25 protein-coding genes are annotated in these 23,823 nt (G+C 38.2%); 21 read left to right on the top strand and 4 right to left on the bottom strand.

Translation table 11 applies throughout. The annotated features are described in order from the left end of the window. Positions 1-23: 23 nt before the first annotated feature. The 16 genes from ACYSN2_RS09895 (at position 24) to ACYSN2_RS09820 (ending at position 13,509) form a co-directional block, all read left to right on the top strand. A complete protein-coding gene (locus ACYSN2_RS09895; RefSeq protein WP_461750098.1) occupies positions 24-275 on the top strand; it encodes a hypothetical protein in 252 nt (83 codons plus the stop codon). Between the two features lie 9 nt (positions 276-284). Continuing rightward, positions 285-566 (top strand): cell division protein ZapA, encoded by a 282-nt coding sequence (locus tag ACYSN2_RS09890; protein WP_461750097.1) that lies wholly within the window; start codon positions 285-287, stop codon positions 564-566. 191 nt (positions 567-757) lie between these two features. Beyond that, positions 758-1,168, top strand: coding sequence for an HIT domain-containing protein (locus tag ACYSN2_RS09885; RefSeq protein WP_461750096.1), 411 nt, complete (start codon positions 758-760; stop codon positions 1,166-1,168). A gap of 39 nt (positions 1,169-1,207) precedes the next feature. After that, on the top strand, positions 1,208-2,344 hold the full coding sequence (locus ACYSN2_RS09880; protein ID WP_461750095.1) for a YihY/virulence factor BrkB family protein: 1,137 nt from the start codon (positions 1,208-1,210) through the stop codon (positions 2,342-2,344). 45 nt (positions 2,345-2,389) lie between these two features. After that, positions 2,390-2,836, top strand: coding sequence for a YcgN family cysteine cluster protein (locus ACYSN2_RS09875; protein ID WP_461750094.1), 447 nt, complete (start codon positions 2,390-2,392; stop codon positions 2,834-2,836). Between the two features lie 76 nt (positions 2,837-2,912). After that, complete coding sequence (gene moaC / locus ACYSN2_RS09870) at positions 2,913-3,392, top strand: cyclic pyranopterin monophosphate synthase MoaC (RefSeq protein WP_461750093.1); 480 nt, start codon at positions 2,913-2,915, stop codon at positions 3,390-3,392. A gap of 72 nt (positions 3,393-3,464) precedes the next feature. Beyond that, positions 3,465-3,974, top strand: coding sequence for a YceD family protein (locus ACYSN2_RS09865; RefSeq protein WP_461750092.1), 510 nt, complete (start codon positions 3,465-3,467; stop codon positions 3,972-3,974). Between the two features lie 66 nt (positions 3,975-4,040). Then, positions 4,041-4,235, top strand: a complete 195-nt coding sequence (rpmF, locus tag ACYSN2_RS09860) for a 50S ribosomal protein L32 (protein WP_461750091.1) — start codon at positions 4,041-4,043, stop codon at positions 4,233-4,235. A 116-nt stretch (positions 4,236-4,351) separates the two neighbouring features. Then, the gene (gene plsX, locus ACYSN2_RS09855; protein WP_461750090.1) at positions 4,352-5,398 is read left to right on the top strand and encodes a phosphate acyltransferase PlsX; all 1,047 of its coding nucleotides are present in this window, start codon (positions 4,352-4,354) and stop codon (positions 5,396-5,398) included. A gap of 6 nt (positions 5,399-5,404) precedes the next feature. Beyond that, positions 5,405-6,361: a beta-ketoacyl-ACP synthase III gene (locus ACYSN2_RS09850; RefSeq protein ID WP_461750089.1), complete on the top strand. Its 957-nt coding sequence runs from the start codon at positions 5,405-5,407 to the stop codon at positions 6,359-6,361. Between the two features lie 273 nt (positions 6,362-6,634). Then, positions 6,635-7,567, top strand: a complete 933-nt coding sequence (gene fabD / locus ACYSN2_RS09845) for an ACP S-malonyltransferase (RefSeq protein WP_461750118.1) — start codon at positions 6,635-6,637, stop codon at positions 7,565-7,567. Positions 7,568-7,571: 4 nt separating this feature from the next. Continuing rightward, entirely contained in the window at positions 7,572-8,192 is a 621-nt protein-coding gene (locus ACYSN2_RS09840; RefSeq protein ID WP_461750088.1) for an inner membrane-spanning protein YciB, read from the top strand. 173 nt (positions 8,193-8,365) lie between these two features. Then, positions 8,366-8,632 carry a BolA family protein gene (locus ACYSN2_RS09835; protein ID WP_461750087.1) on the top strand — a complete coding sequence of 89 codons (267 nt, stop codon included), beginning with the start codon at positions 8,366-8,368 and terminating at the stop codon, positions 8,630-8,632. Between the two features lie 23 nt (positions 8,633-8,655). Continuing rightward, positions 8,656-9,543 carry a peptidylprolyl isomerase gene (locus ACYSN2_RS09830; protein WP_461750086.1) on the top strand — a complete coding sequence of 296 codons (888 nt, stop codon included), beginning with the start codon at positions 8,656-8,658 and terminating at the stop codon, positions 9,541-9,543. A 120-nt stretch (positions 9,544-9,663) separates the two neighbouring features. Beyond that, entirely contained in the window at positions 9,664-10,794 is a 1,131-nt protein-coding gene (gene sohB / locus ACYSN2_RS09825) for a protease SohB (RefSeq protein WP_461750085.1), read from the top strand. 519 nt (positions 10,795-11,313) lie between these two features. After that, on the top strand, positions 11,314-13,509 hold the full coding sequence (locus ACYSN2_RS09820; RefSeq protein ID WP_461750084.1) for a primosomal protein N': 2,196 nt from the start codon (positions 11,314-11,316) through the stop codon (positions 13,507-13,509). A gap of 803 nt (positions 13,510-14,312) precedes the next feature. On the opposite strand, the gene ACYSN2_RS09815 is transcribed toward ACYSN2_RS09820, so the two are convergent. Further along, positions 14,313-15,092, bottom strand: coding sequence for an enoyl-ACP reductase FabI (locus tag ACYSN2_RS09815; protein WP_461750083.1), 780 nt, complete (start codon positions 15,090-15,092; stop codon positions 14,313-14,315). Between the two features lie 337 nt (positions 15,093-15,429). On the opposite strand from ACYSN2_RS09815, the gene ACYSN2_RS09810 reads away from it, so the two are divergent. From ACYSN2_RS09810 to ACYSN2_RS09795, 4 genes are all read left to right on the top strand, one after another. After that, positions 15,430-16,941, top strand: coding sequence for a YifB family Mg chelatase-like AAA ATPase (locus ACYSN2_RS09810; RefSeq protein WP_461750082.1), 1,512 nt, complete (start codon positions 15,430-15,432; stop codon positions 16,939-16,941). Between the two features lie 313 nt (positions 16,942-17,254). Beyond that, the gene (locus tag ACYSN2_RS09805) at positions 17,255-17,821 is read left to right on the top strand and encodes a DNA-3-methyladenine glycosylase I (RefSeq protein WP_461750081.1); all 567 of its coding nucleotides are present in this window, start codon (positions 17,255-17,257) and stop codon (positions 17,819-17,821) included. Then, complete coding sequence (locus ACYSN2_RS09800; protein WP_461750080.1) at positions 17,822-18,616, top strand: class I SAM-dependent methyltransferase; 795 nt, start codon at positions 17,822-17,824, stop codon at positions 18,614-18,616. Between the two features lie 161 nt (positions 18,617-18,777). After that, a complete protein-coding gene (locus ACYSN2_RS09795; RefSeq protein ID WP_461750079.1) occupies positions 18,778-19,419 on the top strand; it encodes an LOG family protein in 642 nt (213 codons plus the stop codon). Between the two features lie 171 nt (positions 19,420-19,590). On the opposite strand, the gene ACYSN2_RS09790 is transcribed toward ACYSN2_RS09795, so the two are convergent. The 3 genes from ACYSN2_RS09790 to ACYSN2_RS09780 all read right to left on the bottom strand — a co-directional run bounded on the left by ACYSN2_RS09790 (position 19,591) and on the right by ACYSN2_RS09780 (position 22,679). Then, complete coding sequence (locus tag ACYSN2_RS09790; protein ID WP_461750078.1) at positions 19,591-19,905, bottom strand: c-type cytochrome; 315 nt, start codon at positions 19,903-19,905, stop codon at positions 19,591-19,593. 266 nt (positions 19,906-20,171) lie between these two features. Next, positions 20,172-21,542, bottom strand: coding sequence for a bifunctional UDP-N-acetylglucosamine diphosphorylase/glucosamine-1-phosphate N-acetyltransferase GlmU (glmU, locus tag ACYSN2_RS09785; RefSeq protein WP_461750077.1), 1,371 nt, complete (start codon positions 21,540-21,542; stop codon positions 20,172-20,174). Positions 21,543-21,749: 207 nt separating this feature from the next. Continuing rightward, positions 21,750-22,679 (bottom strand): LysR family transcriptional regulator, encoded by a 930-nt coding sequence (locus tag ACYSN2_RS09780; RefSeq protein ID WP_461750076.1) that lies wholly within the window; start codon positions 22,677-22,679, stop codon positions 21,750-21,752. Between the two features lie 369 nt (positions 22,680-23,048). Here ACYSN2_RS09780 and ACYSN2_RS09775 point away from each other — a divergent pair, with 369 nt between their 5' ends. Continuing rightward, positions 23,049-23,816, top strand: coding sequence for a 5-oxoprolinase subunit PxpA (locus ACYSN2_RS09775; RefSeq protein ID WP_461750075.1), 768 nt, complete (start codon positions 23,049-23,051; stop codon positions 23,814-23,816). Positions 23,817-23,823 lie beyond the last annotated feature (7 nt).

Raw genomic sequence — 23,823 nt, 5'->3', positions numbered from 1 at the left:
TCAGAATAAAAGGTCAATAAATCGTGTCGGAAACATTACAAACCGCATTTGATGCGTTAGAAAGAAAGATCATTGCTTTAGGCGAAGAGAAAAATCAACTCAAAAATGCTTTAAGAGAATCTGAAGCGCGATATGAAACATTGCAACTAGATTTTGGATCGTATAAGCAAAATATTGAGTTAGAAAATGGGCGTTTAACAGCAGATAATGCGCTGTTGTCTGATAAATTAAGTAAGTTGATTTCTCGCGTAGAATCAATGAAACAAAATCTGTAGGAGTTGAAAATGTCTGAAACAGTAGTTGTTCCTATTAAAATTGCCAATGAAGAATATCCGATTAGCACGCCAAAATCGGAAGAAGACGTTCTTAAAGAATCTGCGCTTCGTTTAGATAAAGAAATTGCAAAACTTCGTGAAAGAGGCCGTCTCTCTTTAGAAAAAGCCGCAATTATGGCAGGGATTATTCTCGCAAGTGAATTGGTGCGTGCAGAAAAAGGCATTGAGCTCACTGAATTTAAGCTTAGAGAGAAGATTGTCGCTTTAACTCAGAAAGTGGATGAGTATTAAAAATCGAAAAGGTTAGCCGCAAAGTGAGTCATTCAGTGAAGCACTAAAGTTCTAGGATCAGTTAGATTTTTTGCTTAAAAGCTTTTAAGTTTATTCAATGATTGATCGAGGGCTTATACGAATAGAAAAACAGAGCAAAATACGATCAGCAATAACATATAAATAAGAATATAAAAAAGAGGATATTAGATATGATTTTGAATGAAGAACTCGCTAAAAACAGTCGTTTTGTAACAGATTTGCCCCTTTGTGAAGTACGAATTCAAAATGAGGCAAGATTTCCTTGGATTCTATTAATTCCAAAGCGTGATAATATTGTGGAAATTATTGATTTATCGATAGAAGATCAGGAGCAATTGCTAAAAGAACTTCGTATTGCTTCAAAGGTGATGCAGGAATCTTTTGAAGCGGATAAATTAAATATTGGCGCATTGGGTAATATCGTCAAACAGCTTCATGTGCATGTGATTGCCCGTTACGAAACGGATCTTGCATGGCCAAATCCTGTTTGGGGATATTTTGAATTAAGTACGCAGTATGGAGCAGATGCTTTGGAACGCCGTATTACATTGATTAGAGAAGCTTTTAATAAGTATGCTTAATCAGTGAAAATACCGGAATCAAAAGGTATTTAATAAATTATGAAAGCAATCATTCAAACATTAGAAACCTGGCTCTGGTCTGAGTCAGGTTCTTTCTTCTTTTTTAGACGTATTTTACAATGTCTTTATCGCATTGTGATTCAATATCAGAGAGCGAATTTTAAAGAACGAGCACAAGCTCTGACTTATACGACTATGCTTTCTCTCGTGCCTTTAATGGCGATTACCTTCTCTATTTTAGCAGCATTTGGGGTTCATAATGAGCTAGAACCGCTACTGAGAACAGGTTTAGCATTTTTAGGAGAAGAGAGTGCGAATGATTTTGCGCATACCTTAATCGGTTTTGTTGAAAATACGCGAGGTATTATTTTAGGGGGAGTAGGATTTGTTGTTTTGCTCTATACCGCCGTCAATCTAATGACAACGGTAGAGTCCGCTTTTAATAGAATTTGGCGAGTAGAAAGAGGGCGACCTTTTAGAGAGAGAATGCTCTCTTATATGATTGTGATTCTTGTGGGTCCAATTTTTGCATTTATTGCATTTTCATTTCTTTCGAGTTCGATTGTGGTTAGGGTAAGTGGTTATGTGACCAATCCTGTGGTGAATTTTCTTTTAGGACAAGCTTTCACGATTAGTGTTGTGACATTTGTCATTTGGCTTGCCTATCTTTTTATTACATACCGTAAAGTGAATGTGATTCCGGCATTAATCGGGGCATTTTTTGCTTCGAATGCATGGTATTTTGTCGGGAAGCTCTTTACGCAGTTTGTCGTGCTATCGGGCAAACAGTCAGAAATCTATTCAGGATTTGCGAGTGTTGTGCTCTTTATTATGTGGGTATATCTCTCATGGATTATCATTTTGATCGGTAGTCAAATTGCGTACTATTTACAGTTTAGAGATAAGATTGCCCATGATGATGAATTAAGTGAAAAACCAACACAAGTAGAAGTCACTCTTTGTCTTGAAGCAAAAGATATAGATCGACAAGAATGGTATGTAAAACGAGTGAAGAGCGAATCTATTGATTCAGGGATTGTTCCAGGAAGAGAAAATACGATTGAATCGATGATTGCGGTAGAAGAAACGCCAGAAAATGCGCCTGTGGATCTAAAAGGTAGTATTGAAGTTTCTACTCAAAATCCGAAAGAAGCGTCAAAAGCGCCTTCGAAATAAGTGTTAAATTAAACATCTGTAAATTAAGTAATTGAGAATAGATTTATGCGAGAAAAATTTTGGGAGTTGCCTTTAGAGGTGCTCACTAAAACAGAATGGGAAGCGCTTTGTGATGGTTGTGGGCTCTGCTGTATTAATAAATTAGAAGATGAAGATACGGGGGAGATTCTCTATACAAATGTTGCATGTAATTTATTAGATCTCAAAAGCTGTCAATGTAAGCATTACCCAACAAGACACCAATATGTGCCAGAATGTATTGAGCTATCGATTGATGATATTGAAACTTTCCCTTGGTTACCGCAAAGTTGTGCGTATCGACTTCGTTTTGAAGAGAAAGCGTTGCCAGAATGGCATTATCTCATTTCTGAAGATAAATCATTGGTTAGAAAAGTAGGGTTACTTAAAAATATTCAGCTGATTTCTGAAAGTTCCATGAGCCGACACAAAGATTTGGAAGATTATGTCATAGAAGATCTGACGGAGTTGTAGGTTAGGGGAGCTAGGGGAATTAGGGGAATGATGGGTTAACGATTGGCGATAAGATAAAATATCAGAAGGAGCGACTGTGAGCGAGAATCAATTAACGCATTTGAATGCGCAAGGTGAAGCGCATATGGTAGATGTAAGTGATAAGGCTGTCACAAAAAGAACGGCGATCACGACAGGAATGATTACGATGAATGAGGCTGCTTTTAAAGCACTCATCGAAGAAAAAGTCTCAAAAGGGAATGTATTAGGCGTTGCAAGAATTGCGGCAATTCAGGGTGCTAAGAAAACAGCTGATCTCATTCCTCTTTGTCATCCACTCCCTTTAACTAAGGTGAATGTGGATTTTGAATTGCTACCAGAAAAAAATGCGGTTGTTGCGACAGTCGAAGTTTCAACAAAAGGTGTGACCGGCGTTGAAATGGAAGCTTTAACCGCAACGTCTCTTGCGTTACTGACGATATATGATATGTTAAAAGCAATTGATAAACGAATGGAAATCAGCAATATTACGCTCGAAGAAAAACACGGGGGTAAGAGTGGTGATTTTGTTCGTTAGTGAACGGATTTATTGCAAAAAAATGCGCAATAGATTAATATATCCCTCTTTTATTAGAATTGATGGTGTTCTTTGAATTACTCTACATTATCCATATGGCAAGCTATTGATCAGCGGTACTTAATTGAAAAAGATGAGTTGCCGGCAAAACTATTTCCTCGCTTAGAAGAAGCAGTTGAGAAAGTTAATAGTGATATTGTTTTATCATTTAAGGCAGGTCTTGATGATAATCAGCATAAAAGCATTACAGGCACTGCTTCTGTAAATGTGAGTGTTGAATGTCAGCGCTGTCTTGAGCCTTTTGCAGTTGACATTAGTGTTGATTTTCGTTGGGTTCCCGTAAAAAGTGAATATGAAGCAGAGCTGATTGGTGATGATGCAGATGTCATCGTAGTCGATGAGGTCGATCCTGTAGGTTTTCTCTATCATTTAGAAGATGAACTACTAATGGCTTTACCAATCATTCCTTATCATGATGATAATGAGCCATGCGAAGGGCGAGAGTTTTTAAAGAATCAAGAGCTGCCGGAAGAAGGGGAAAAGAAAAATCCTTTTGCTGTTCTGACAGATCTATTGGATTAAGATAGTATTTTCTATCACTTGAAAGTTTCTATCACTAAGAAATAGTGTAATTTAGGAGTTGTTAAAATGGCTGTACAAAAATCGAAGGTAACACGTTCAAAAAGAGGAATGCGTCGTGCGCATGATTTCTTAACTGCACGTCCTGTAAGTATTGATAAAACATCAGGCGAAACACATTTACGTCACCACGTAACTGCTGATGGTTACTATCGTGGTCGTAAAGTGATCACTAAAAATGAACAAGTTGTTGACCAAGAATAATCCTTAATTTAGGATCGGTAGACATTTATCGAAGAACCTACGCCTCATCTTAATTGAAGGGATTGCGTAGGTTTTTTATTATTACTTCGTAAAAAAGAATATTAGGAATCACCAAAGTGATTGAAAAAAATCAAACGCAAATCAAGCTCGCAGTGGATATGATGAGCGGTGATAATGGCGTTTCAGAATTTTTACCAGCAGTTGTGAATGCATTGAAAGGTCATCAGAATCTTTCAATTTTAGCAGTTGGACAAGAGGAAGTATTACGTCCTCTTTTAGAAAAAGAGCCTCTGTTTGCTTCGGGCAGAATTGTATTAGTGCCGGCAACAGAAGTGGTGGAAATGGATGATGCGCCACAAAGTGCTTTACGTAATAAGAAAGATTCGTCTATGCGAGTGGCGATTAACTGTGTGAAAGAAGGGCGAGCAGATGCGGCAATGTCAGCGGGTAATACCGGTGCATTATTAGCAACGGCAAAGTTTGTCTTAAAAACACTCCCTGGCATCATGAGACCTGCAATTTGTACCTCAATCCCGTCACTTCGTGAACGTGGATATGTACATATGCTCGATTTAGGCGCGAATGTGGATGTCACACCTGAGCATCTTTATCAGTTTGCAGTCATGGGTTCTTTGCTATCATCAGCAGTGAGTCAAGATCCGGCACCGAAGGTATCATTACTTAATATTGGGACGGAAGCGATGAAAGGCAATGAGCTGATTCGTGGCACAGTACCTTTAATGGAAGCTTCTAATTTGAACTATATCGGTTTTACGGAACCTGATGGAATCTTCTTTGATGATGTAGACGTGATAGTTTCTGATGGTTTTACGGGAAATATTGCCCTTAAAACGTTAGAAGGAACGATTAAGATGATTGTGAAACAGCTCTCAAATTCGTTCAAAAAAAATATATATACGAAGTGTGCCGCGGTTGTTTCTATGCCGGTATTAAATGATTTAAAACGAGGCATGGATCCACGTAAGCATAATGGTGCAAGTCTCTTAGGACTTCGTGGTATTGTTGTGAAATCACATGGTAATGCAGATCGAGTCTCTTTTCAGAATGCGATTGAGATTTCTGTTAAGCTTGTAGAGCAACAAATCATTGAAAAAATGAGAAAACAATTTGAAACTGCGGAGAAAGAGCAGGCAAACGAATAGGTTGGTGTGATGAATTCAAGAATAATTGGAACTGGGCAATATTTGCCAGAAAATGTTGTTACAAATGAGATGTTATCTGAAAAAGTAGATACGACTCATGAGTGGATTGTAGAGCGTACCGGAATTTGTCAAAGACATATTGCTGATGATGATGCTACAACCTCTGGATTAGCTTATAAAGCTGTTATGGCAGCATTAGAAGATGCAAATGTAGATGCACAAGATATTGATCTTATTATTCTTGCCACCACAACTCCGGATCATACCTATCCATCAACAGCAACTCTGTTGCAAGAGATGATCGGTAATAATCATGCGGCATCGTTTGATATTAGTGCAGCGTGTTCAGGTTTTATTTATGCGCTTGGTATTGCAGATAACTTTATTAAAGCAGGATCTGCTAAAAAAGCGATTGTCGTAGGTTCAGAGATTTATTCTAGAGTGCTCGATTGGGATGATCGTACAACTTGTGTGCTTTTCGGAGATGGTGCTGCGGCAGTGATCTTAGAAGCAACGGAAGAAGAAGGAATCATCTCGACACATCTGCATTCAGATGGATCTTATAAAGATCTTCTCTCTGTGAAAAAGAGCGTTATTTCAGGACCAGATGTGTATCCTTACGTGCAGATGAAAGGGAATGAAGTATTCCGTCATGCAGTGACTAAGCTTCATGAAATTGTAGAAGAGACTTTAACAGCAGCAAACTTAACAGGCGAAGATATCGATTGGTTGATCCCGCATCAAGCGAATATGCGTATCATGACGGCAACTGCGAAAAAAGCAGGAATGCCTCGCGAAAAAATGATTGTGACAGTCGATAAACATGCCAATACTTCTGCAGCAAGTATTCCATTAGCTCTTGATGTGGCTCGAAAAGATGGGCGCATTAAAAAGGGTGATTTAGTCCTGATGGAAGCATTTGGTGGTGGATTTACTTGGGGTTCAGCATTAGTCAGAATGTAATTTCTGCAGATTTTTAAAAAGAATAAAATGGATAAATAGCTTCTGAAATGATTTTTAGAAGCTATTTGCATAATGGTTTGTAATACTTTACGAATCTGTTTGTATGAATAACAGCGATCGAAACCTTCCGTGGTTTTGAAATCTAACTTGGGATTATGGATATAGATTGTCGGTATTTCATAGAGTTATTCGTATGGCATATTCGTGTAGCATATTCGTATCGCATTATAGATGTAGACATTATTAAGAGATGAGATTATCAAAATGAGTGAAATGAATCGTACTTTAGCATTTGTATTCCCAGGTCAAGGTTCTCAAAGTCTTGGCATGATTCAAGATCTTTTAGATCATAAAATCGTGATTGAAACATTGGCGGAAGCAGATGAAGCATTAGGGTTTTCGCTTTCTGAAATTATTCAATCAGGCGATATTGAAACGTTAGGTAAAACAGAAATTACCCAGCCGGCAATTTTGACAGTGAGTATTGCGCTTTGGCGTGTATGGCTCTCTGAAAATGGCGCGGTGCCGGCATATTTAGCAGGACATAGTTTAGGGGAATATTCAGCATTAGTGGCTGCAGGGGTTTTATCTTTTAAAGATGCTGTGAAACTTGTTCATGAGCGCGGCAAATTTATGCAAGAAGCAGTTCCCGCAGGAACGGGCGCAATGGCAGCGATTTTAGGATTAGATGATGTGGCAGTTATTGAGCTTTGTAAAGATTCAGAGTCGGCAGGTATTGTGGCTGCTGTGAATTTTAACTCGCAAGGACAAGTGGTGATTGCTGGTGAAAAAGCTGCGGTTGAAGTGGCTTGTGAACTTGCAAAAAAGCGCGGTGCTAGAAGAGCATTATTGCTTCCTGTTTCAGTGCCATCTCATTGTATTTTAATGAAGCCAGCAGCTGAAAAATTGGCAACTGCATTTGAAAATGTTCTGTTATCCACGCCGAATCAAATTGTGATTCACAATGTGGATGTGGCTGCGCATACGGATACTGCTGAAATTAAAGAAGTAGTCGTCAGCCAACTTTATGAACCTGTGCGCTGGACAGAAACCATTGAATATTTAGCGAAAAATGGTGTGACAACCGTTGTAGAATGTGGTCCTGGAAAAGTATTAACTGGATTGATTCGTCGCATTGATAAATCATTAACAACTTTCAATGTGCTCGATGGCGCAACATTGGAAAGTGTTGTGAAGGAAATTTAAGTCTATGCAACAAAAATCCATGCCACAAATCTTGGTTGCCATCAGTTCCCTCTTTTTTGTGGGAACATATCTTTTTTTTGGATTCGATCTTGTTCTTTCGACAAAAGCATTAGTTGCGAGTTCCGCAGTTGTATTGGTTATTTTAGGGCTTTTCTATCGTCAAGAAACGAAGAAAAATCAATGGCTCATCTTGGCGGCTTCTATTGCTTTTGGATCTCTTACAATATTTTTTGGGGATGGAGATTTTATTAAGTGGAGAACAACGGTTGTTAATATTCTGATTGGTTTAACGCTACTTGGAATGTTTTATATGAAGAAATCGCCGGCGAAAATGTTATTTGGTAAGCACATGGATATTGAAGTGCCGGAGAAAGAGTGGTTACGTACCAATATTTGGTGGGCAATCTATATGTTCTTTATGGCGGCTTTAAACGCAGTCATTGTCTTATTTGTACCTTCAGATGATATTTGGATGACCTTTAAGATGGCGGTCAATCCTGTCTTAACGTTTGTCTTAATGATTGGCGCATTACTCTACCTTTCTAAGAAGAGTCAAAGCTATAAGAAAGAGCGTGATGCACGGAGTGAGCGAGATAACGAGATGAATCGATCGGAAGATTTATAGATATCATTAAAATCGGTATGAAACATGCTTCATATCGATTTTTCATGATGTGGTTTTTATTTTTAAACATTGAAACATTAAATGGTATGCTGACAACTTCCTGTAGTTTTATAAGAACTTTATGTATATGAAGTTGTTATATGAAAATTTATATTTAAAAGAGTAATAGGTAGATGAGTAATCAGGATAGAATTATTAAAATCAAAGCATTATTGGAAGATGCTTTGTCGCCATCTTATTTAGAGATTATTGATGATAGCCATTTACACGCTGGACATGCCGGCGCTCGTGGTGGAGCTGGACATTTTACAGTAAAAATTTCTGCTCCGGCATTTGAAGGTGTTTCCATGGTGAAGCAACACCGTTTGGTGTATCAAGCTGTAAACGAGATGATGGAAAAAGATATTCACGCATTAAGTATTCAAGTCATGACTCAATAACCACTGAAAAGGGAAGAGTAACAATGAAAAATTTATTCAGAAAAACTTTATTATCCACAGCATTTTTAGGTTTGTTAGGGACTGCTGCAATTGCGCAAACAGCACCCCAAGCAACATTGACTCCGGCAACGGATGTTTCGGTGTATCAGTTTCAAGATCCCGTTGCTAAAATCAATGATCGTGAAATATCAAAAAGCGAATTTGATAACTACCTACTCTTGATGCAAGGCATTCCGCTTGGAGATGTGGATGAAGTTGAAACGAGAGAATTGGCAGAACAATTGGTACTCTTATTAGCAAGTCAAGAAGCGCAAGCTTTAGAAGCAAAATCTCGTGGATTAGATCAAGATGCGGATTATCAAATGCGTATTAAATTAATCGGAGATCTCTTCTTGGCAGATATGTTAATGCAAGATATGGTTGAGAAGAATGAGATTTCCGAAGCTGATTTAGAAGCGCAATATCAACTTGCCACTGCGGCGATTGAGCGCAATGAGTACCAAGCTTCTCATATTTTGGTAGAAACTCTTGAAGAAGCACAAGCATTATTAGATGCCATCAATAATGGGGATATTACCTTTGCGCAAGCGGCAAAAGATAACTCACTTGATGCCGGTACTGCAGTCAGAGATGGTAGCATTGGTGGCTGGTTTAGAGCATCGATGATGGATCCAGGCTTCTCAACAGCGCTTGTAGCGATGGAAAAAGGCGAAATGAGTAGTGCGCCAGTTCAATCACAATTTGGGTATCATATTATTGTGTTAGATGATGTGCGTGATATTCCAGTCAAGCCTTTTGCGGAACTTGATAACGATACAAAATTACAATTAGCGCAACCACTCTATTTAGAAAAAGTGGAAGAGCTACAGAAAAATATTAAAGTAGAGCTTCCAGAAACGGGTAGCAACTAACTTTAGACAACAGATCATTTAATCACGATTGAAGGATCGTTTTAAGCGTTATTAAATGATTGTTTCAACCTGATTCTCAGATTGAAGAATCAGGTTTTTTTATTCATAGGATCTGAGTGAATGGTTTATTTTATTGATTTTATACTTTTTTTAGCAAAAACAGCGACGATTTTAATCGGTTTTGTCGCAGCAATTTTATTTTTAGTATCGCTTCGTTCTAATAATTCTCCTAATAGTGGGAAATTGGAATTTAAAGATATTGGCGACCACTTTGAGCAGATTAAAGAGGGATTTTTAGAGTTTAAAGATGAGGATGAAGATAAAAAACCTGCCGAGAAAAAGAAAGATCAAACAGCAACTAAGGCTGATGCCGAAAACAGTTCGGAGAGTGATGCAACATTAACAGCAGATTCTGCAGATGAGATGGAAACAGAAAAATCTCAAGCAGTAAACTCGGAGAAAGAAACGACAAGCAGTAAAAAATTCTGGCAGTTCTGGAAAAAGGCAGAAGCGCCAAAGTTTGAGCGTAAAGAAAAAACATTATATGTTTTAGAGTTTGATGGCGATGTCCATGCCGAAGAAGTGAAAAATTTACGTGAAGAAGTTTCAGCGTTATTGCATATTGCTGAGAAAGGCGATGAAGTCTTATTGAAACTGACAAGCCCGGGCGGCGCTGTGAATAGCTACGGACTTGCGGCATCTCAGCTCGTTCGTATTCGTGAGAAAGGCTTAAACTTAACCGTTGCTGTGGATGAGGTTGCGGCAAGTGGTGGTTATCTCATGGCGTGTGTGGCAAACCATATTGTGGCGGCACCGTTTGCCATTGTGGGTTCTATCGGCGTTGTGGCAGAATTACCAAACTTCCATAAAGTATTAGAGAAATATAATATCGATTATGAGCAGTTTACTGCCGGCGAATATAAACGCACCGTCACGATGTTTGGCGAAAATACGGAAGAAGCGAAAGAGAAGTTTAAAGATGAGCTTAATGAAATTCATTTAGTCTTTAAAGATTTTGTCCATCAATATCGCCCAAGTTTAGATATTAAAACCATTGCGACCGGTGAATATTGGCTTGCGGTAAAAGCGTTAGAATTAGGCTTAGTGGATGAACTCAGTACGAGCGACACCTATATCTTAGATGCGATTAAAGATAAGAACGTATATAGCGTGAAATATGTCGAAAAAACGACGGTTCGCCAAGGGATTTCTAGATTCTTAACACGTATTATGAAGCGTATTCCTTTCTAAGACTTTCTACAAAACGTCTCATGACAAGATATTAGATAGATGAAGATAAGAGCCGAATTATGATTCATAATTCGGTTTTTTATTTTGTGGAAATGTTTTATGGACACATTTCATAGAAAGTTTATGAAAAGCTTGAGAAGTGTGAGAAGCATGAATCGGGAACTGGTTTAAAATCATCGTAAAACAGAGGCTGAATCATGGCTGGTTCGAATGCTTGTATGCTTTTGAATATCTCGCGCCAGCGAGGTTGATTCTTTTTAGACTTACAAGCTGAAATAGCTCTCTATAAACATGGGCTGAGATGTAGCTAGTGCGAATGTTTGAGCTCATTTAAATATCTCGTATCCGTAATATTGGCAATATTGGCTCTTTTAGTATTTAAAGCGAAATGACTATAAAAAGAGTTGTTACAGCTTCCGTAAAAGCTTGATGGTAAACTAATCGATGTCAGACAATGGAGATCTTGAACGAAATAGCTATTTACGTTAAAGATTTCAGTTATTCAGCGAGGAAATTACAATGCCGGAAACAGACTTAGAAGCGATTATTGAAGTCGCATTGCCATGCCCACTTCATAAAACTTTTGAGTATATTGCGCCTGATAAACATCTCGCATTGCCGGGAATGCGAGTGGAAGTTGATTTTGCACGCCGAAAAATGATCGGCGTTATCACCGCAGTTAAAAAGGAAAGCGAATTTCCCCGAGAAAAGCTTAAAGCAGTGCGTGAAATTTTAGATGCTTCTCCGCTTTTAACGGCAGAATTACTGGCATTAGCTAAATGGATTTCAGCGTATTACCATGCGCCCATTGGGGAAGTAATTCAGCTATTTTTGCCGGCATTGTTACGGCAAGGGAAAGTTCTGTATGAAGTGACGCAGTTTTATCAGATTACGGAAGAAGGAATAGATTGGCGAAGCGATGTGAAGAATCGTGCTTCTAAAGCGAAAGTGAAAATTTTAGAATTCTTTGAAGAATCTCAGAAATATTCAGAGCAATTGATATTAGAAAACTTTAAGAATTTTAAGAATCATCGTAAAGAACTCCTTGATCATCAGCTGTTAACAATCATTGAAGAGCTAGATGATCAGCTATCAGAGCCTAAACTTCCGACAGACGATATTCCCCTTCTATTAACGCCGGAACAACAAACTGTTGTGAATGGCATTATTGAAAAACGGCAAGGTATTTCCTTTATTGAAGGCGTAACAGGTTCGGGGAAAACGGCTGTGTATACGGAAATTGCTCGGAATTTTTTAGCGAAAGGCGAGCAAGTGTTAATGCTTGTGCCGGAGATTGGATTAACGCCCCAATTTGTTTCACGTATTGAACAATCTCTACAAGTGCGAGTGGGCGTGATTCATTCCCAAATTACAGATTCTGAGCGATATCAAACATGGCGAGATGCTTCTTTAGGGAAGGTTGATTTAGTGATCGGAACACGTTCAGCACTTTTTACGCCATTTGCACGATTGGGCTTAATTATCATTGATGAAGCGCACGATGGCTCTTATATTCAGCGAGATGGCGTACGATATTCGGCACATAATAGCGCTTTGCAACGTGCCAATTTAGAGAAGATTCCGCTGATTTTAGGAAGCGCCACGCCCACTTATGAGAGCGTGAAAAATATTCAAGAAGGACGATTTACCCATTATCAATTGCCGGCAAGAGTTAGCGGAGAATTGCCGGATTGGGAAATCATCAATTGCCATGAAGAGAAAGTATATGACGGCATTTCGACAAAAGTTCTTGATGCCATTGAAGCCACGATTGCAAGAAAAGAGCAGGTGCTTGTGTTTCTTAATCGCCGAGGATTTTCGCCGGTTTTAACATGCCTAGATTGTGGCAAGATGCAGGAATGTGATCATTGTAGTAGTTATCTCAATTATCACCGGACTTCCGGCAAGCTACATTGTCATCATTGTGCCACTCGTTATCCATATCCTGAAAAATGTGAAAGTTGTGGTGGCAGTAGTTTTAAAGAACTTGGCGCCGGCACACAAAAAATAGAAAAGGTGTTGGCAGATGCTTTTCCACAAGCCAATGTTTTACGTTTTGATCGGGATAATGTTCGCAATAGCCGGGATTTAGAAGCGCATTTAGAGAAAATTAATGATCAAGAAGCAGATATCATTATCGGCACGCAAATGCTTGCAAAAGGGCATGATTTTCCCAATATCACATTAGTCGTGTTACTCAATAGTGATGGACTTTTTTTTGCCAATGATTTCAGAGCGGATGAGAAGCTTGCGCAATTACTTATGCAAGTTTCGGGCAGAGCAGGAAGAGGTGAGAAAAAAGGTACGGTTTTAGTACAAACGATGTTTCCGGAGAGTGAGTTATTTCAATTGTTGCCGAAGATTGGCTATCACGCTTATGCTAAAAAATCGTTAGAGATGCGAGAAATCTTAGCGCTTCCGCCATATTCCCATCAAATATTAGTGCAAGTAGAAGCAAGAAGTGAAGCCGAAGCGAATCACTACTTATCCGGCATTATTGCGTTATTGCCGGAAATGCCGGATGTGGAAATTACGCCGGTGATGCCCAATAACTTAAAAAGACGGCAAGGATTTTATCGGGTGCATGTGATTTTACAATCTGAAGCAAGGAAATCATTGCATCAAATTGCGCATCAATTACGTCTGCTGTATGACGCAAATATTCGAAATGGCGTACGGTTGTTATTGGAAGTTGATCCGATAGATTTTTCGTAATCAAAAATAGGTGCTTAGCTATAGATCCCGATTGTTGTGATCGCTCTATATTTTAAAGAGTCTGAAGGGAATATGATACGGATTTTTTTTTAAATAGTTGGATAGTAGATTCTGATCATATATTCACAATAGCACTCAAATAATTACTTATTGAGGGAGGAATTTGCTGTTGTGTTTTGTAAAATTAGCGTCTAAATTTCTTTTCTAAATAGGGAGAGAGAAGCTCATTATATGAAATTTATCAATATCTTTACTTATGTAAGCATAGATCTTAGAAAACTTGTTTAAGATCAAAAAAGACTCTTCACAAACCGTAATAAATAGTTGACACTTCCTTTAATAAAGCCTATTATATGCGTGACGTTTGAGCAATCAAACGTTCTCCTCCATATCCTCCTTTGGTGGTTATTTTGCCGAATCGTTTAGATCTCGGCTTTTTTTTGTCTGAAATTTGGCATTAAGAGCACTTTTACGGCAATTTTGGCTGTAATTTTGAATACTCAATAATCTTTGTTTTTCAGATGCAGGAAAATTTTTAAACTCTTTCCTCAAAAATATTCTCATTTTTTATCTAAAATTCAAATGAATGAAAAATGATTTTTAAAATTTTTACAAATTTGAGAATTTTGTTAGAAATAATCCTTTTATAGATTTTATTAAAGGCTAAATATCAATAGATGTAAAAGGATGTTTTAGAGGGTTCAATCTAATTTGTACCCCATATCGTCAGTGATAGAGATAAAAAAAATCATGTTCGCTTTTTTAAAGCTTGAACATGATTTTTTAGAATTTTAGAAATTAAATTACATTCCTGCGATGACAGTATTGAATCCACCATCTACGAATGTGATTTCACCGGTAATACCTGATGCTAAATCTGAAGATAAGAATGCCGCAGTATTTCCTACTTCTTCGATTGTGACACAGCGACCAATCGGTGCCGCTGATTCAAATGCTGAAAGCATGCTTTTGAAATCTGCAATACCAGAAGCTGCAAGCGTACGAATTGGACCTGCTGAAATACCATTGACACGGATGTCATCAGCACCAAGTGCAAGAGCCATATAACGAACGTTCGCTTCTAACGATGCTTTTGCTAAACCCATCACGTTATAGTTTTGAACTGTGCGCTCACTTGCAAGATAGGTCAGCGTTAAGAGTGAACCGCCTTTACGAAGGAAAGGACGAGCCGCTTTACCAAATGCCGCAAAGCTATATGAAGAAATATCATGTGCGATTTGGAAGTTTTCACGTGTTACCGTATCTAAATAGTTCCCATCAAGCGCTTCTCTTGGTGCAAAACCTACAGAGTGAATGACGATATCAAAACCATCGTTCCAAACAGTGTTTAATGAATCCATTAATGCTGAAATCTCTTCATCACTTCCTGCATCGCATGGAAATACATGAGGAGAATCTAATTCTGCAGCCATTTTACGGACACGTTCTTCAAGGCGTTCGCCGTGGAAACTGAAAGCAAGCTCAGCACCTTGTTCTTTCATCGCTTTAGCAATTCCCCATGCAATAGAGCGGTTAGAAGCTAATCCGACGATAAGAGCACGTTTACCTGTTAAAAATCCCATAGTTAGATCCTTTTTTTAGAATGTTTGAGAGAAAGCTCTATGAAATTCATGGTCATGAATCGATCTCGGAAACATCATCGTTGTTAAAATCAATAATTGTGATTGTTAAAAAGGAGTTGAAATGATGCATTTCACTACTCACTTTTATACGTATTCATACTTAAAAAATATCCCTTATCTTATCATGAAATTTAGAAGAGATAAGAAGCGATTTATGGTCTAAATCTCCCTTTGAGAAAGCCAAAAATAATAGATATCACCTATCTTTAATGCCTTACGTATTCTTTATTGATAAGGATTCATCGAAAAAGAACTTAAAATAATAAAGAGGGAAAAGATGGTTTCTGTAATTTATACACGCGCGTTGAATGCGCTCTATGCGCCGGAAGTTCGGGTGGAAGTGCATATTAGTAATGGATTGCCGGCATTTACGATTGTAGGAATGCCGGAAACTGCTGTGAAAGAGAGTAAAGATCGGGTCATTGCGGCTATTGTAAATTCCGGATTTGAGTTTCCAAATCGTAAAATCACGATTAACCTGTCGCCGGCAGATTTGCCGAAAGAGGGCGGTCGTTATGATCTTCCTATTGCCCTTGGTGTTTTGGAAGCATCTGGGCAAATTGAGAAAGATCCCAAACGATATGAATTTGTCGGAGAACTTGCATTAACAGGGGAACTAAGGCCGATTACAGGTCTGTTACCGACAGCAATTCAGGTAATGAAGCGAGAAGGAATTTTAGTTGTGCCGGAAGTGGGAAGCGAAGAGATTGGATTTTTACATTATCCGCAATTTTTTACGGCTAAAAATCTGCGGGATGTGGTGGATTTTATTGATGATAAGAATAATCTCATTAACCCGATAGAAGCAGAAGTCGTGCCTTTTGAAGAGAAAAGAGATTTCTCCGAAGTGAAAGGACAATTTTTTGCCAAAAGAGCGTTAGAAATTGCCGCTGCCGGCGGGCATAACGTCCTTTTAATCGGACCGCCGGGAACGGGGAAAACGATGTTAGCTTCTCGGTTTATTACGATTATGCCGGCAATGACAAGAGATGAAGCTATTGAAAGTGCGATGATTGCATCTATTAGCCGGCAAGGATTTAGGGCAGAAAACTTTGGTATAAGACCTTATCGAACACCGCATCATACAGCATCTTCAGTGGCGCTTGTGGGCGGTGGCACCTATCCAAAACCCGGAGAAATTTCCCTTGCGCATCATGGCGTTCTCTTTTTAGATGAATTGCCGGAGTTTAATCGCGGCGTATTGGAAGTCTTACGAGAACCGCTGGAGTCCGGCATTATTCATGTTTCAAGAGCGATGCAACAAGTAGAATTTCCGGCAAAGTTTCAGCTTTTATCGGCAATGAATCCCTGTCCTTGCGGGTATTTCGGCGATCCTGTACATGAATGTACTTGCAGTGATTATGGGATTGCTCGTTACCGAGGGCGAGTTTCAGGACCGATGTTAGATCGCATTGATCTCCATGTAGAAGTGCCGAGAATTACTAGCGAGGAGTTACAAAGTACCCAAAAAGGGGAGAGCTCCGAAGCAATTCGAGAGCGAGTAGAATCCGCAAGAAAGATGCAGATGGATCGCCGGCAAAAAAATAATGCCGATCTCTCTGTGCGGGAAATTGAACAAGATTGTATTTTAGGGGAAGCGGAAACAAAGCTCTTGGAAATGGCGCAAAAACGGCTGAACTTTTCGCCGAGAAGTTATCATCGAATTTTACGAGTCGCAAGAACCATTGCCGATTTAGAAAACTCGGAGAATATTAATTGCCGGCATTTAACGGAAAGTTTAGCCTTTCGAGCCTTAGATCGAGGTTATCAAGCAAATCATCAAAGTTGATATGAGAGTTCTAAAGTTCATATCAAAGCTCATTTTCAATAAACTCCCAATTTATATCCAAATTTTTTCCTGAAGAGATATCCCCAATTTCTGTGGATAAGTTTTGTGATAACGACAGAGCAACTAAATATAGCGCACAATATCGGAGCATTTTATTGTGGAATGCTAGGGGTTATTGGCATTTGAAAATCTTAGATATTCAAAGGGATAACAGGAAACAAGATCAATACTCATGTATATTTTATAGTTGAAATCTTTAAAGAGTTATCAAGACTATCCAAAATCATCATCTAAAATCTTAGGAATCTTAAATATGCCCAATCAATCTCGTTGTCGTTGGTGTGGAAAGCAAGCGCTTTATCAGCAGTATCATGATGAAGAGTGGGGGAATCCTCATAAGAGTGAACAGGAATTATTCGAGTTGTTTCTACTGGAAACACAACATGCAGGGCTTTCTTGGTGGACGGTTTTATCGAAAAGAGAAGGTTATCGTGAGGCATTTCATCAATTTGACGCCATCAAAATGAGTAAGATGACGGAAGAAGATGTGGAACGATTATTAGAGAATCCCAATATTATTCGCAATCGCCTAAAAGTTTCGGCAATGATTCATAATGCGACATGTTATTTACGGTTTCTGGAGGAAAAAGGCACCTTTCAAGCCTACTTTTTAGAGAAAGTGGGCGGTAAACCCATTGTGAATCGCTACAAGAAAGATGAATTATCGCCGGCAACTACCGAGATTTCTGATAATATTGCCAAAGAATTTAAAAAATTTGGCTTTAAATTCTTTGGAAGTACGACGGCATATGCCTTTTTGCAAGCAGCGGGATTTGTGAATGATCATTTAGCTGAATGTTATTTAAGTAGAGAAAAATAAGTGAAATATCCATTTGAGATTAAGAAAAAAGGGCAAGAGAATGTTTCGGAATTGCCAAGCAATATTCTTGAGAAATTAGACCTCAGTTTTGTGGAAACTGAGAATCGTTTTGTGTGGGATGGAAAAAGTTTCTATTGGAATGATTTGGAAGCGGGACATTTGGATATTGATTTCTTCTCAAAAAAAATGCGTTACCGCATGCAACATATTAATAAGGCGCAAGAACCACTCCTTCGGGCATTAGGATGGAAAAGTACGGAATCAAAACGTGTATTAGATATGACAGCGGGTTTAGGCCGAGATTCTTGTTTGCTCTTTTTTGCCGGTTTTCATGTCACGATGTTTGAACGAAATCCTGTGCTACAAATCTTGTTACAAAATGCGTTAGAAGCCTTACCTTCGGCAGATTTCAGTTCTACAATTAAGCTCGAAAAAGAAGATTCTATTGTTTTTTTACAGAAGATGAAAAAGCAACAAACCTCGTTAGATTCTTCATCAGATTCCTTATTAGATTCATCAGAAGATGAATCGCTTATTGCTGATGCGATCTATATGGACCCAATGTATCCGGAGCGTAAAAAGTCGGCGCTTGTCAAAAAAGAGCTTCGAATTATTCGAAATCTAGTAGGCTCCGATATGGATAGCGAGCAGTTATTATTAACGGCGCTTGAAAGTAAGGTGCAACGAGTTGTGGTAAAACGCCCCAAAGGGGCAACGTATGTGGCCGATTTAGTGCCGAATCATTCGGTGGAGTCGCCCAATACTCGCTTTGATGTTTATTTAACACAACTATAAATAGCCGATTTCAACATAGAATAGAGTCGGTGATATCTCCATCATGAATGACACCAGAAAGATTAAAGCTCTAGTTGAGTAAGCGGTTTGCTTCGGTTATTCTGTGTCGTTCTTATTAAAGATTAGAATAATAATTTCGATGAAAGGATTAGGGAAAGAGCATGAAAGAGGTTTTGAAAGAAACGCGGTTACATCCGACAATATTTGATATTGAGTTAGTGAATGCCGAGTTATTGGAATCTCGTGAAAAACTTTTAAACCTTGGAAAAGCTGTGAGTATCTTCGGTTCTGCGCGTTTACAGGAAACGGATCCTTTTTATCAAATGGCATTTGAGCTTGCAGAAAAATTATCTGCAAAAGGAATCTCCATTATTACTGGTGGTGGACCTGGCATTATGGAAGCTGCTAATAAAGGTTGTCAGGCTGGGAAAAATGGGCAATCTATTGGTTTAAACATTAAACTGCCTAAAGAACAAACGCCGAATTCTTATCAAGATCTCTCTCTCTTTTTTCAGCATTTCTTAACGAGAAAGACAATCTTTATGGACTATTCCTCGGCATTTATCTGCGTTCCCGGCGGATTTGGAACCTTAGATGAAGTGATGGAAGCAATGACATTAATCCAAACTAAAAAGATGGTAGAAAAACCGGTAATTTTAGTGGGAAAAGATTTTTGGAAACCTTTATTACATTGGTTTGATACAGAGCTATTAGATCATAAAATGATTGCTGAAAATGATAGTCAGCGCTTTATGGTAGTTGATAGTATTGAAGAAGTGATGAATGCTTTAAAATTAGTATAAAAATACTTTATGTATTTTATGTACTTATATGCTTTCAAATGATTATGAGTTTGTCGCAAAATTCGGTCATAAAATGACATCAAAAAAAGCGTTAAGAATATTCATTCTTAACGCTTTTTGAATTTTAAATTAAAACTTCAGGTCTGCTGTGTCAAACAACAGAAACGTGAATTATTGTGCTTTATGAAGAATTTGTTGAACTAACAATTGAATCTTATCTTCTGGAATATGAAAGTTCGGAGCCATTGGGATTGGTCCCCAAACGCCTGATCCACCTGTTTTTACTTTTTCAACGAGGTAAACTTCAGCACCGTCATCATTTTGATATTTTTCATATACTTCATCATAGCTAGGACCAATGAGTTTTTGATCTTGGCGATGGCAAGCGAAACAACCAGATGCTGATGCAAGATCAGGATCTACTTGTGCAAAAGTAGGAGCGGCTAGAGCGGCAAAAGATGCAGCAACTAGAAGTAATTTTTTCATGTGATATTCCTTTTTAAAAGAGTACTAAGTTACTTTTAATAATCTAAGCTGTTTTGAGATAAAGCTGATTGATCAATGCACTTTAACAGCTCTTTTACTAAATTAAAGAGAATTATAACACTAACTTTTAGAGAAAGCGTTGTGAATAGTCAAGGATTTGACCGTTACTATCCACTGTTTTTACTTTACAACCTCATTCTACTGATCTTTATATGCATCAAGAATGAGGTTTAGGATTTAGAAATCATCTAAGATATTTAGAGGGTTTATTTAGATTCTTTTTTTGGTTTTTCCCAATTTTCCATGACGACAGCTTCTAGTCGATTTCGAACTAAAGTATGGTCTTTCACATCTTTGGGAACAATTGAACCCGCAGCCGTTGCCGCATAATTTCCAATAGAGACAGGTGCAACTAGTGAACTATTAGAACCGATAAATGCATGATCTCCGATCACAGTTTTAAACTTATTTGCGCCATCGTAATTACAGGTAATGGTGCCAGCGCCAATATTACTCTCTTCACCGATCACAGCATCTCCAAGGTAAGTTAAGTGACCTGCTTTAGAGCCATTTCCTAAGGTACTATTCTTCGTTTCTACAAAGTTACCGATACGAGTATGATCGCCGAGTTTCGTATTTTCTCTGATTCTTGCAAAAGGACCAATATCAGCATGCTGACCAATAGATGCTTTCTCAATGACAGAGTAAGGATGAATTGTGGTATTGTCGCCAATCACTACATCTTTCAATACAGAACCTGTACGAATTGTGACATTTTTTCCTAAGATTACTTTACCTTCTAAGATCACATTGGATTCGATATGGCAATCTAGATCATTTTGAACGGTACCACGAATTGTTAAGGATGTTGGATCATCAAGGGTTACCCCATTGAGCATGAGTTTTTCTGCCATCTTTGTTTGATAGAAACCTTCAAGCGCAGCAAGTTGAACACGATCATTGACACCTTGAATGAGTTCGGGGCATTCATTAAACGTATGGATCGTAATATTATTTTGAACCGCAAGCTTTGCGATATCTGTTAAATAGTATTCTTCTTGCTGATTTTGATTATCAATTTGTGGTAGTGCTTCTGCTAGAAATTTTTGGCATACGGCAAAAATGCCGGTATTGATCTCTTTGATCTGCTTTTCAGCCGTGCTTGCATCTTTTTCTTCAATAATAGCAACCATATGATCATTGTGATCACGAATAATTCGGCCATAACCTATAGGGTTATCAAAGGTGGAAATGAGCCAGTTTAAACGGGTTCTTTCCGCATTCTTCACAAGCTCTTCTAAAGTCTCGGCATTAATTAAAGGCGTATCTCCATAAAGCACAAGAACCGTAGAATCTTCTAAGGTATACGGCAATGCATATTTCATAGCATCTCCCGTTCCTTCAAAAGTTTCTTGTTTCGCCCAAGTAATATCATCATGATGGGCAAACGCCGCTTGTAACTCTTCACCGCGATGTCCATACACAACGACTAAACGATCGGGATTGAGTTCACGAGCACTCTCTAAAACATGCTCAAGCATTGGTTTTCCACCAATTTTATGGAGCGGTTTTGGCATAGCTGATTTCATTCTTGAACCAAGACCCGCAGCAAGTACAACAATAGAGAGTTTTTTCATATGACATCCTTGAGATAATACTTTTTATAATAAAATTCTGGAAATATTTTACCATGTTTTAATATGTACTCTAGTTGGAATGGCAATATATTGACGCATAGATCGTCTGTTTTAGGAGTTGCTCGATAAAAAGCATATTAAATCCATTGAAATAATGAATAATATTAATATATTAGGTTGTTTTCAATAAATTAAATTCTTAATGAATTATTTTTTAATCCATTCATCATGTATATTGTCTGCACTTTGACGACTACTAGTTCGGATAAAGTAATTCACAAGATGTTCTTGAATATCCGTGAGCTTTCGATTTTTAGACCACGCAACGCCCACTGTCATTGGTGGCGGCGCTGGTTTTAAGGTGACGTTATGAATTCTTTTGCCTTCTAAAGACCAAGGACGATAAACAGTATCGGATAAAATGGTTAAGCCAGAACCATTGGCAACCATGCTTCTAACGGCTTCTACAGAGCTTGTGTGGAGAATGATGTTAGGTGTTTTCCCTTGGGTTTTCCAGAAATTCATCATCCAATTTTCCGCTTCATCAAAGGTGAGCATGACGTAAGGCTCATCAATAATTTCGGTAAATGTAATGGATTCTTGACGCAATAAACGATGTCCTTCCGGAAGCCATAAACGGCGCGTGGTATCAAAGAGATCTTTCACGACAAGCTTTGGATTATTCACGTTAGAGCTCAGTAATACGGCAATATCAATAGATCCATCTTCTAATCCTTGCTCGATTTTTTCTCTAGAAAGCTCGTGCAATCTTAAGGTGAGATTGGGATAGAGTTTTTGAATACGATTGAGATGCATCGGTAAAAAATAGCTCGTAATAGTTCCTGTGCCGGCAATCGTGATTTCACCGCTGTAATGATTGAGGTTTCGCACATTCATCGCCGCATCGACGCGATCTAAAATTTCATAGCAATGCTTTAGAAAGAGATGCCCTGTTTCAGTCAAGATCATTCCTGAAGGCAAACGGATAAATAACTCTGAATGAATAATCTCCTCTAACTGTTTAATAGCAATGGTAATGGCAGATTGGGTAATGCTCAATCTTTGGGATGCAAGGGAAATCTGTCCTGTTTCTGCAGTCGCTACAAAGTAGTTTACTTGGCGTAAGGTAAAAGCCATTTCTCTCTCCAGTATTAATTTTTTTTATATAGATGTATAAAAAAATAAAATTATTTAATTTAATGAAAATAGCCTATTGTGAAATCAGAAGCAAAAAATGCTTTAAATCAATTTCTAGATAAACAATTCAATAAAGAAATTGATCTAAATATTAAAAATTATAAAAACATCATGGCAAACATAAAGGCGTGAATTTTTAGAAAATCTGTTTAGAAAATTCGCAGTTAAATAAACGTTTTTAAAAACGCTTTTAAATAAATAATAAAAAGCCAAAAAATCACCATATTGGATATAGATATCGTGTAGATAATAGAAAGTGTCACGTTTCATGGTATCTAAACTATGTGATTTGTTGGGGAGGATTTTAAAATGAGAAAAACAAAGATCGATTTAAACTCAGATCTCGGGGAAGGCTTTGGCATTTGGAGAGCTGGAGATGGTCAAGATGATCAAATTTTACAATTAATTTCATCTGCGAATATCGCCACAGGCTTTCACGCCGGCGATCCCTCTATTATGGATGAAACTGTTCGCATGGCGCAAAAAGGCAATGTAGGAATTGGTGCACATCCTGGATATCGTGATTTAGTGGGATTTGGTCGCCGCAAAATCAATGCGACAAAAGATGAGATTATTAACGATATTGTGTATCAAGTGGGTGCTTTAGAAGCAATTTCTAGAAGATATGATCTACCGATTCAACATGTAAAACCGCACGGCGCACTCTATATGACGATTTCTGATGATGCCGATTTATCAGAGTTTTTTGTGAAAAGTGTGAAAAAGATTTTCCCAGAAGCGTATATCTTCTGTATGGATATCTCAAAAACGTATCAAATTGCAAAAGATTTAGGGCAACCAGTGATTCGTGAATTTTATGCAGATCGTGATTATGATGATAGCGGAAGCCTTGTTTTCACAAGAGGAATGGGCAGATTAGATCCCAAGAAAATCACGGATAAAGTTGTCACAGCATGCCTTGAAGGTCGAGTAAAAACAGTAACGGATAACTGGAGCGATATCGAATTTGAATCGATCTGTATTCATAGTGATACGCCGGGAGTAGTAGAGCTTTTGGAAGCGATTCATCAAGGATTAGCCGACAACGGCATCAGAGTTACTAATCAATTTGACTAGATCAATG

The organism is Ignatzschineria sp. LJL83 (assembly GCF_054871845.1).
This window is presented reverse-complemented; position numbering and strand designations above follow the sequence as displayed.

Bases quoted from the DNA above. Each gene is read 5' to 3' on its own strand.
- rpmF (WP_461750091.1), top strand. From the start codon at position 4,041: ATGGCTGTACAAAAATCGAAGGTAACACGTTCAAAAAGAGGAATGCGT.
- ACYSN2_RS09835 (WP_461750087.1), top strand. From the start codon at position 8,366: ATGAGTAATCAGGATAGAATTATTAAAATCAAAGCATTATTGGAAGAT.
- ACYSN2_RS09820 (WP_461750084.1), top strand. From the start codon at position 11,314: ATGCCGGAAACAGACTTAGAAGCGATTATTGAAGTCGCATTGCCATGC.
- ACYSN2_RS09815 (WP_461750083.1), bottom strand. From the start codon at position 15,092: ATGGGATTTTTAACAGGTAAACGTGCTCTTATCGTCGGATTAGCTTCT.
- ACYSN2_RS09890 (WP_461750097.1), top strand. From the start codon at position 285: ATGTCTGAAACAGTAGTTGTTCCTATTAAAATTGCCAATGAAGAATAT.
- ACYSN2_RS09880 (WP_461750095.1), top strand. From the start codon at position 1,208: ATGAAAGCAATCATTCAAACATTAGAAACCTGGCTCTGGTCTGAGTCA.
- ACYSN2_RS09875 (WP_461750094.1), top strand. From the start codon at position 2,390: ATGCGAGAAAAATTTTGGGAGTTGCCTTTAGAGGTGCTCACTAAAACA.
- fabD (WP_461750118.1), top strand. From the start codon at position 6,635: ATGAATCGTACTTTAGCATTTGTATTCCCAGGTCAAGGTTCTCAAAGT.
- sohB (WP_461750085.1), top strand. From the start codon at position 9,664: ATGGTTTATTTTATTGATTTTATACTTTTTTTAGCAAAAACAGCGACG.
- ACYSN2_RS09795 (WP_461750079.1), top strand. From the start codon at position 18,778: ATGAAAGAGGTTTTGAAAGAAACGCGGTTACATCCGACAATATTTGAT.
- ACYSN2_RS09840 (WP_461750088.1), top strand. From the start codon at position 7,572: ATGCAACAAAAATCCATGCCACAAATCTTGGTTGCCATCAGTTCCCTC.
- ACYSN2_RS09810 (WP_461750082.1), top strand. From the start codon at position 15,430: ATGGTTTCTGTAATTTATACACGCGCGTTGAATGCGCTCTATGCGCCG.
- ACYSN2_RS09780 (WP_461750076.1), bottom strand. From the start codon at position 22,679: ATGGCTTTTACCTTACGCCAAGTAAACTACTTTGTAGCGACTGCAGAA.
- ACYSN2_RS09790 (WP_461750078.1), bottom strand. From the start codon at position 19,905: ATGAAAAAATTACTTCTAGTTGCTGCATCTTTTGCCGCTCTAGCCGCT.
- ACYSN2_RS09805 (WP_461750081.1), top strand. From the start codon at position 17,255: ATGCCCAATCAATCTCGTTGTCGTTGGTGTGGAAAGCAAGCGCTTTAT.
- ACYSN2_RS09775 (WP_461750075.1), top strand. From the start codon at position 23,049: ATGAGAAAAACAAAGATCGATTTAAACTCAGATCTCGGGGAAGGCTTT.
- ACYSN2_RS09885 (WP_461750096.1), top strand. From the start codon at position 758: ATGATTTTGAATGAAGAACTCGCTAAAAACAGTCGTTTTGTAACAGAT.
- glmU (WP_461750077.1), bottom strand. From the start codon at position 21,542: ATGAAAAAACTCTCTATTGTTGTACTTGCTGCGGGTCTTGGTTCAAGA.
- ACYSN2_RS09830 (WP_461750086.1), top strand. From the start codon at position 8,656: ATGAAAAATTTATTCAGAAAAACTTTATTATCCACAGCATTTTTAGGT.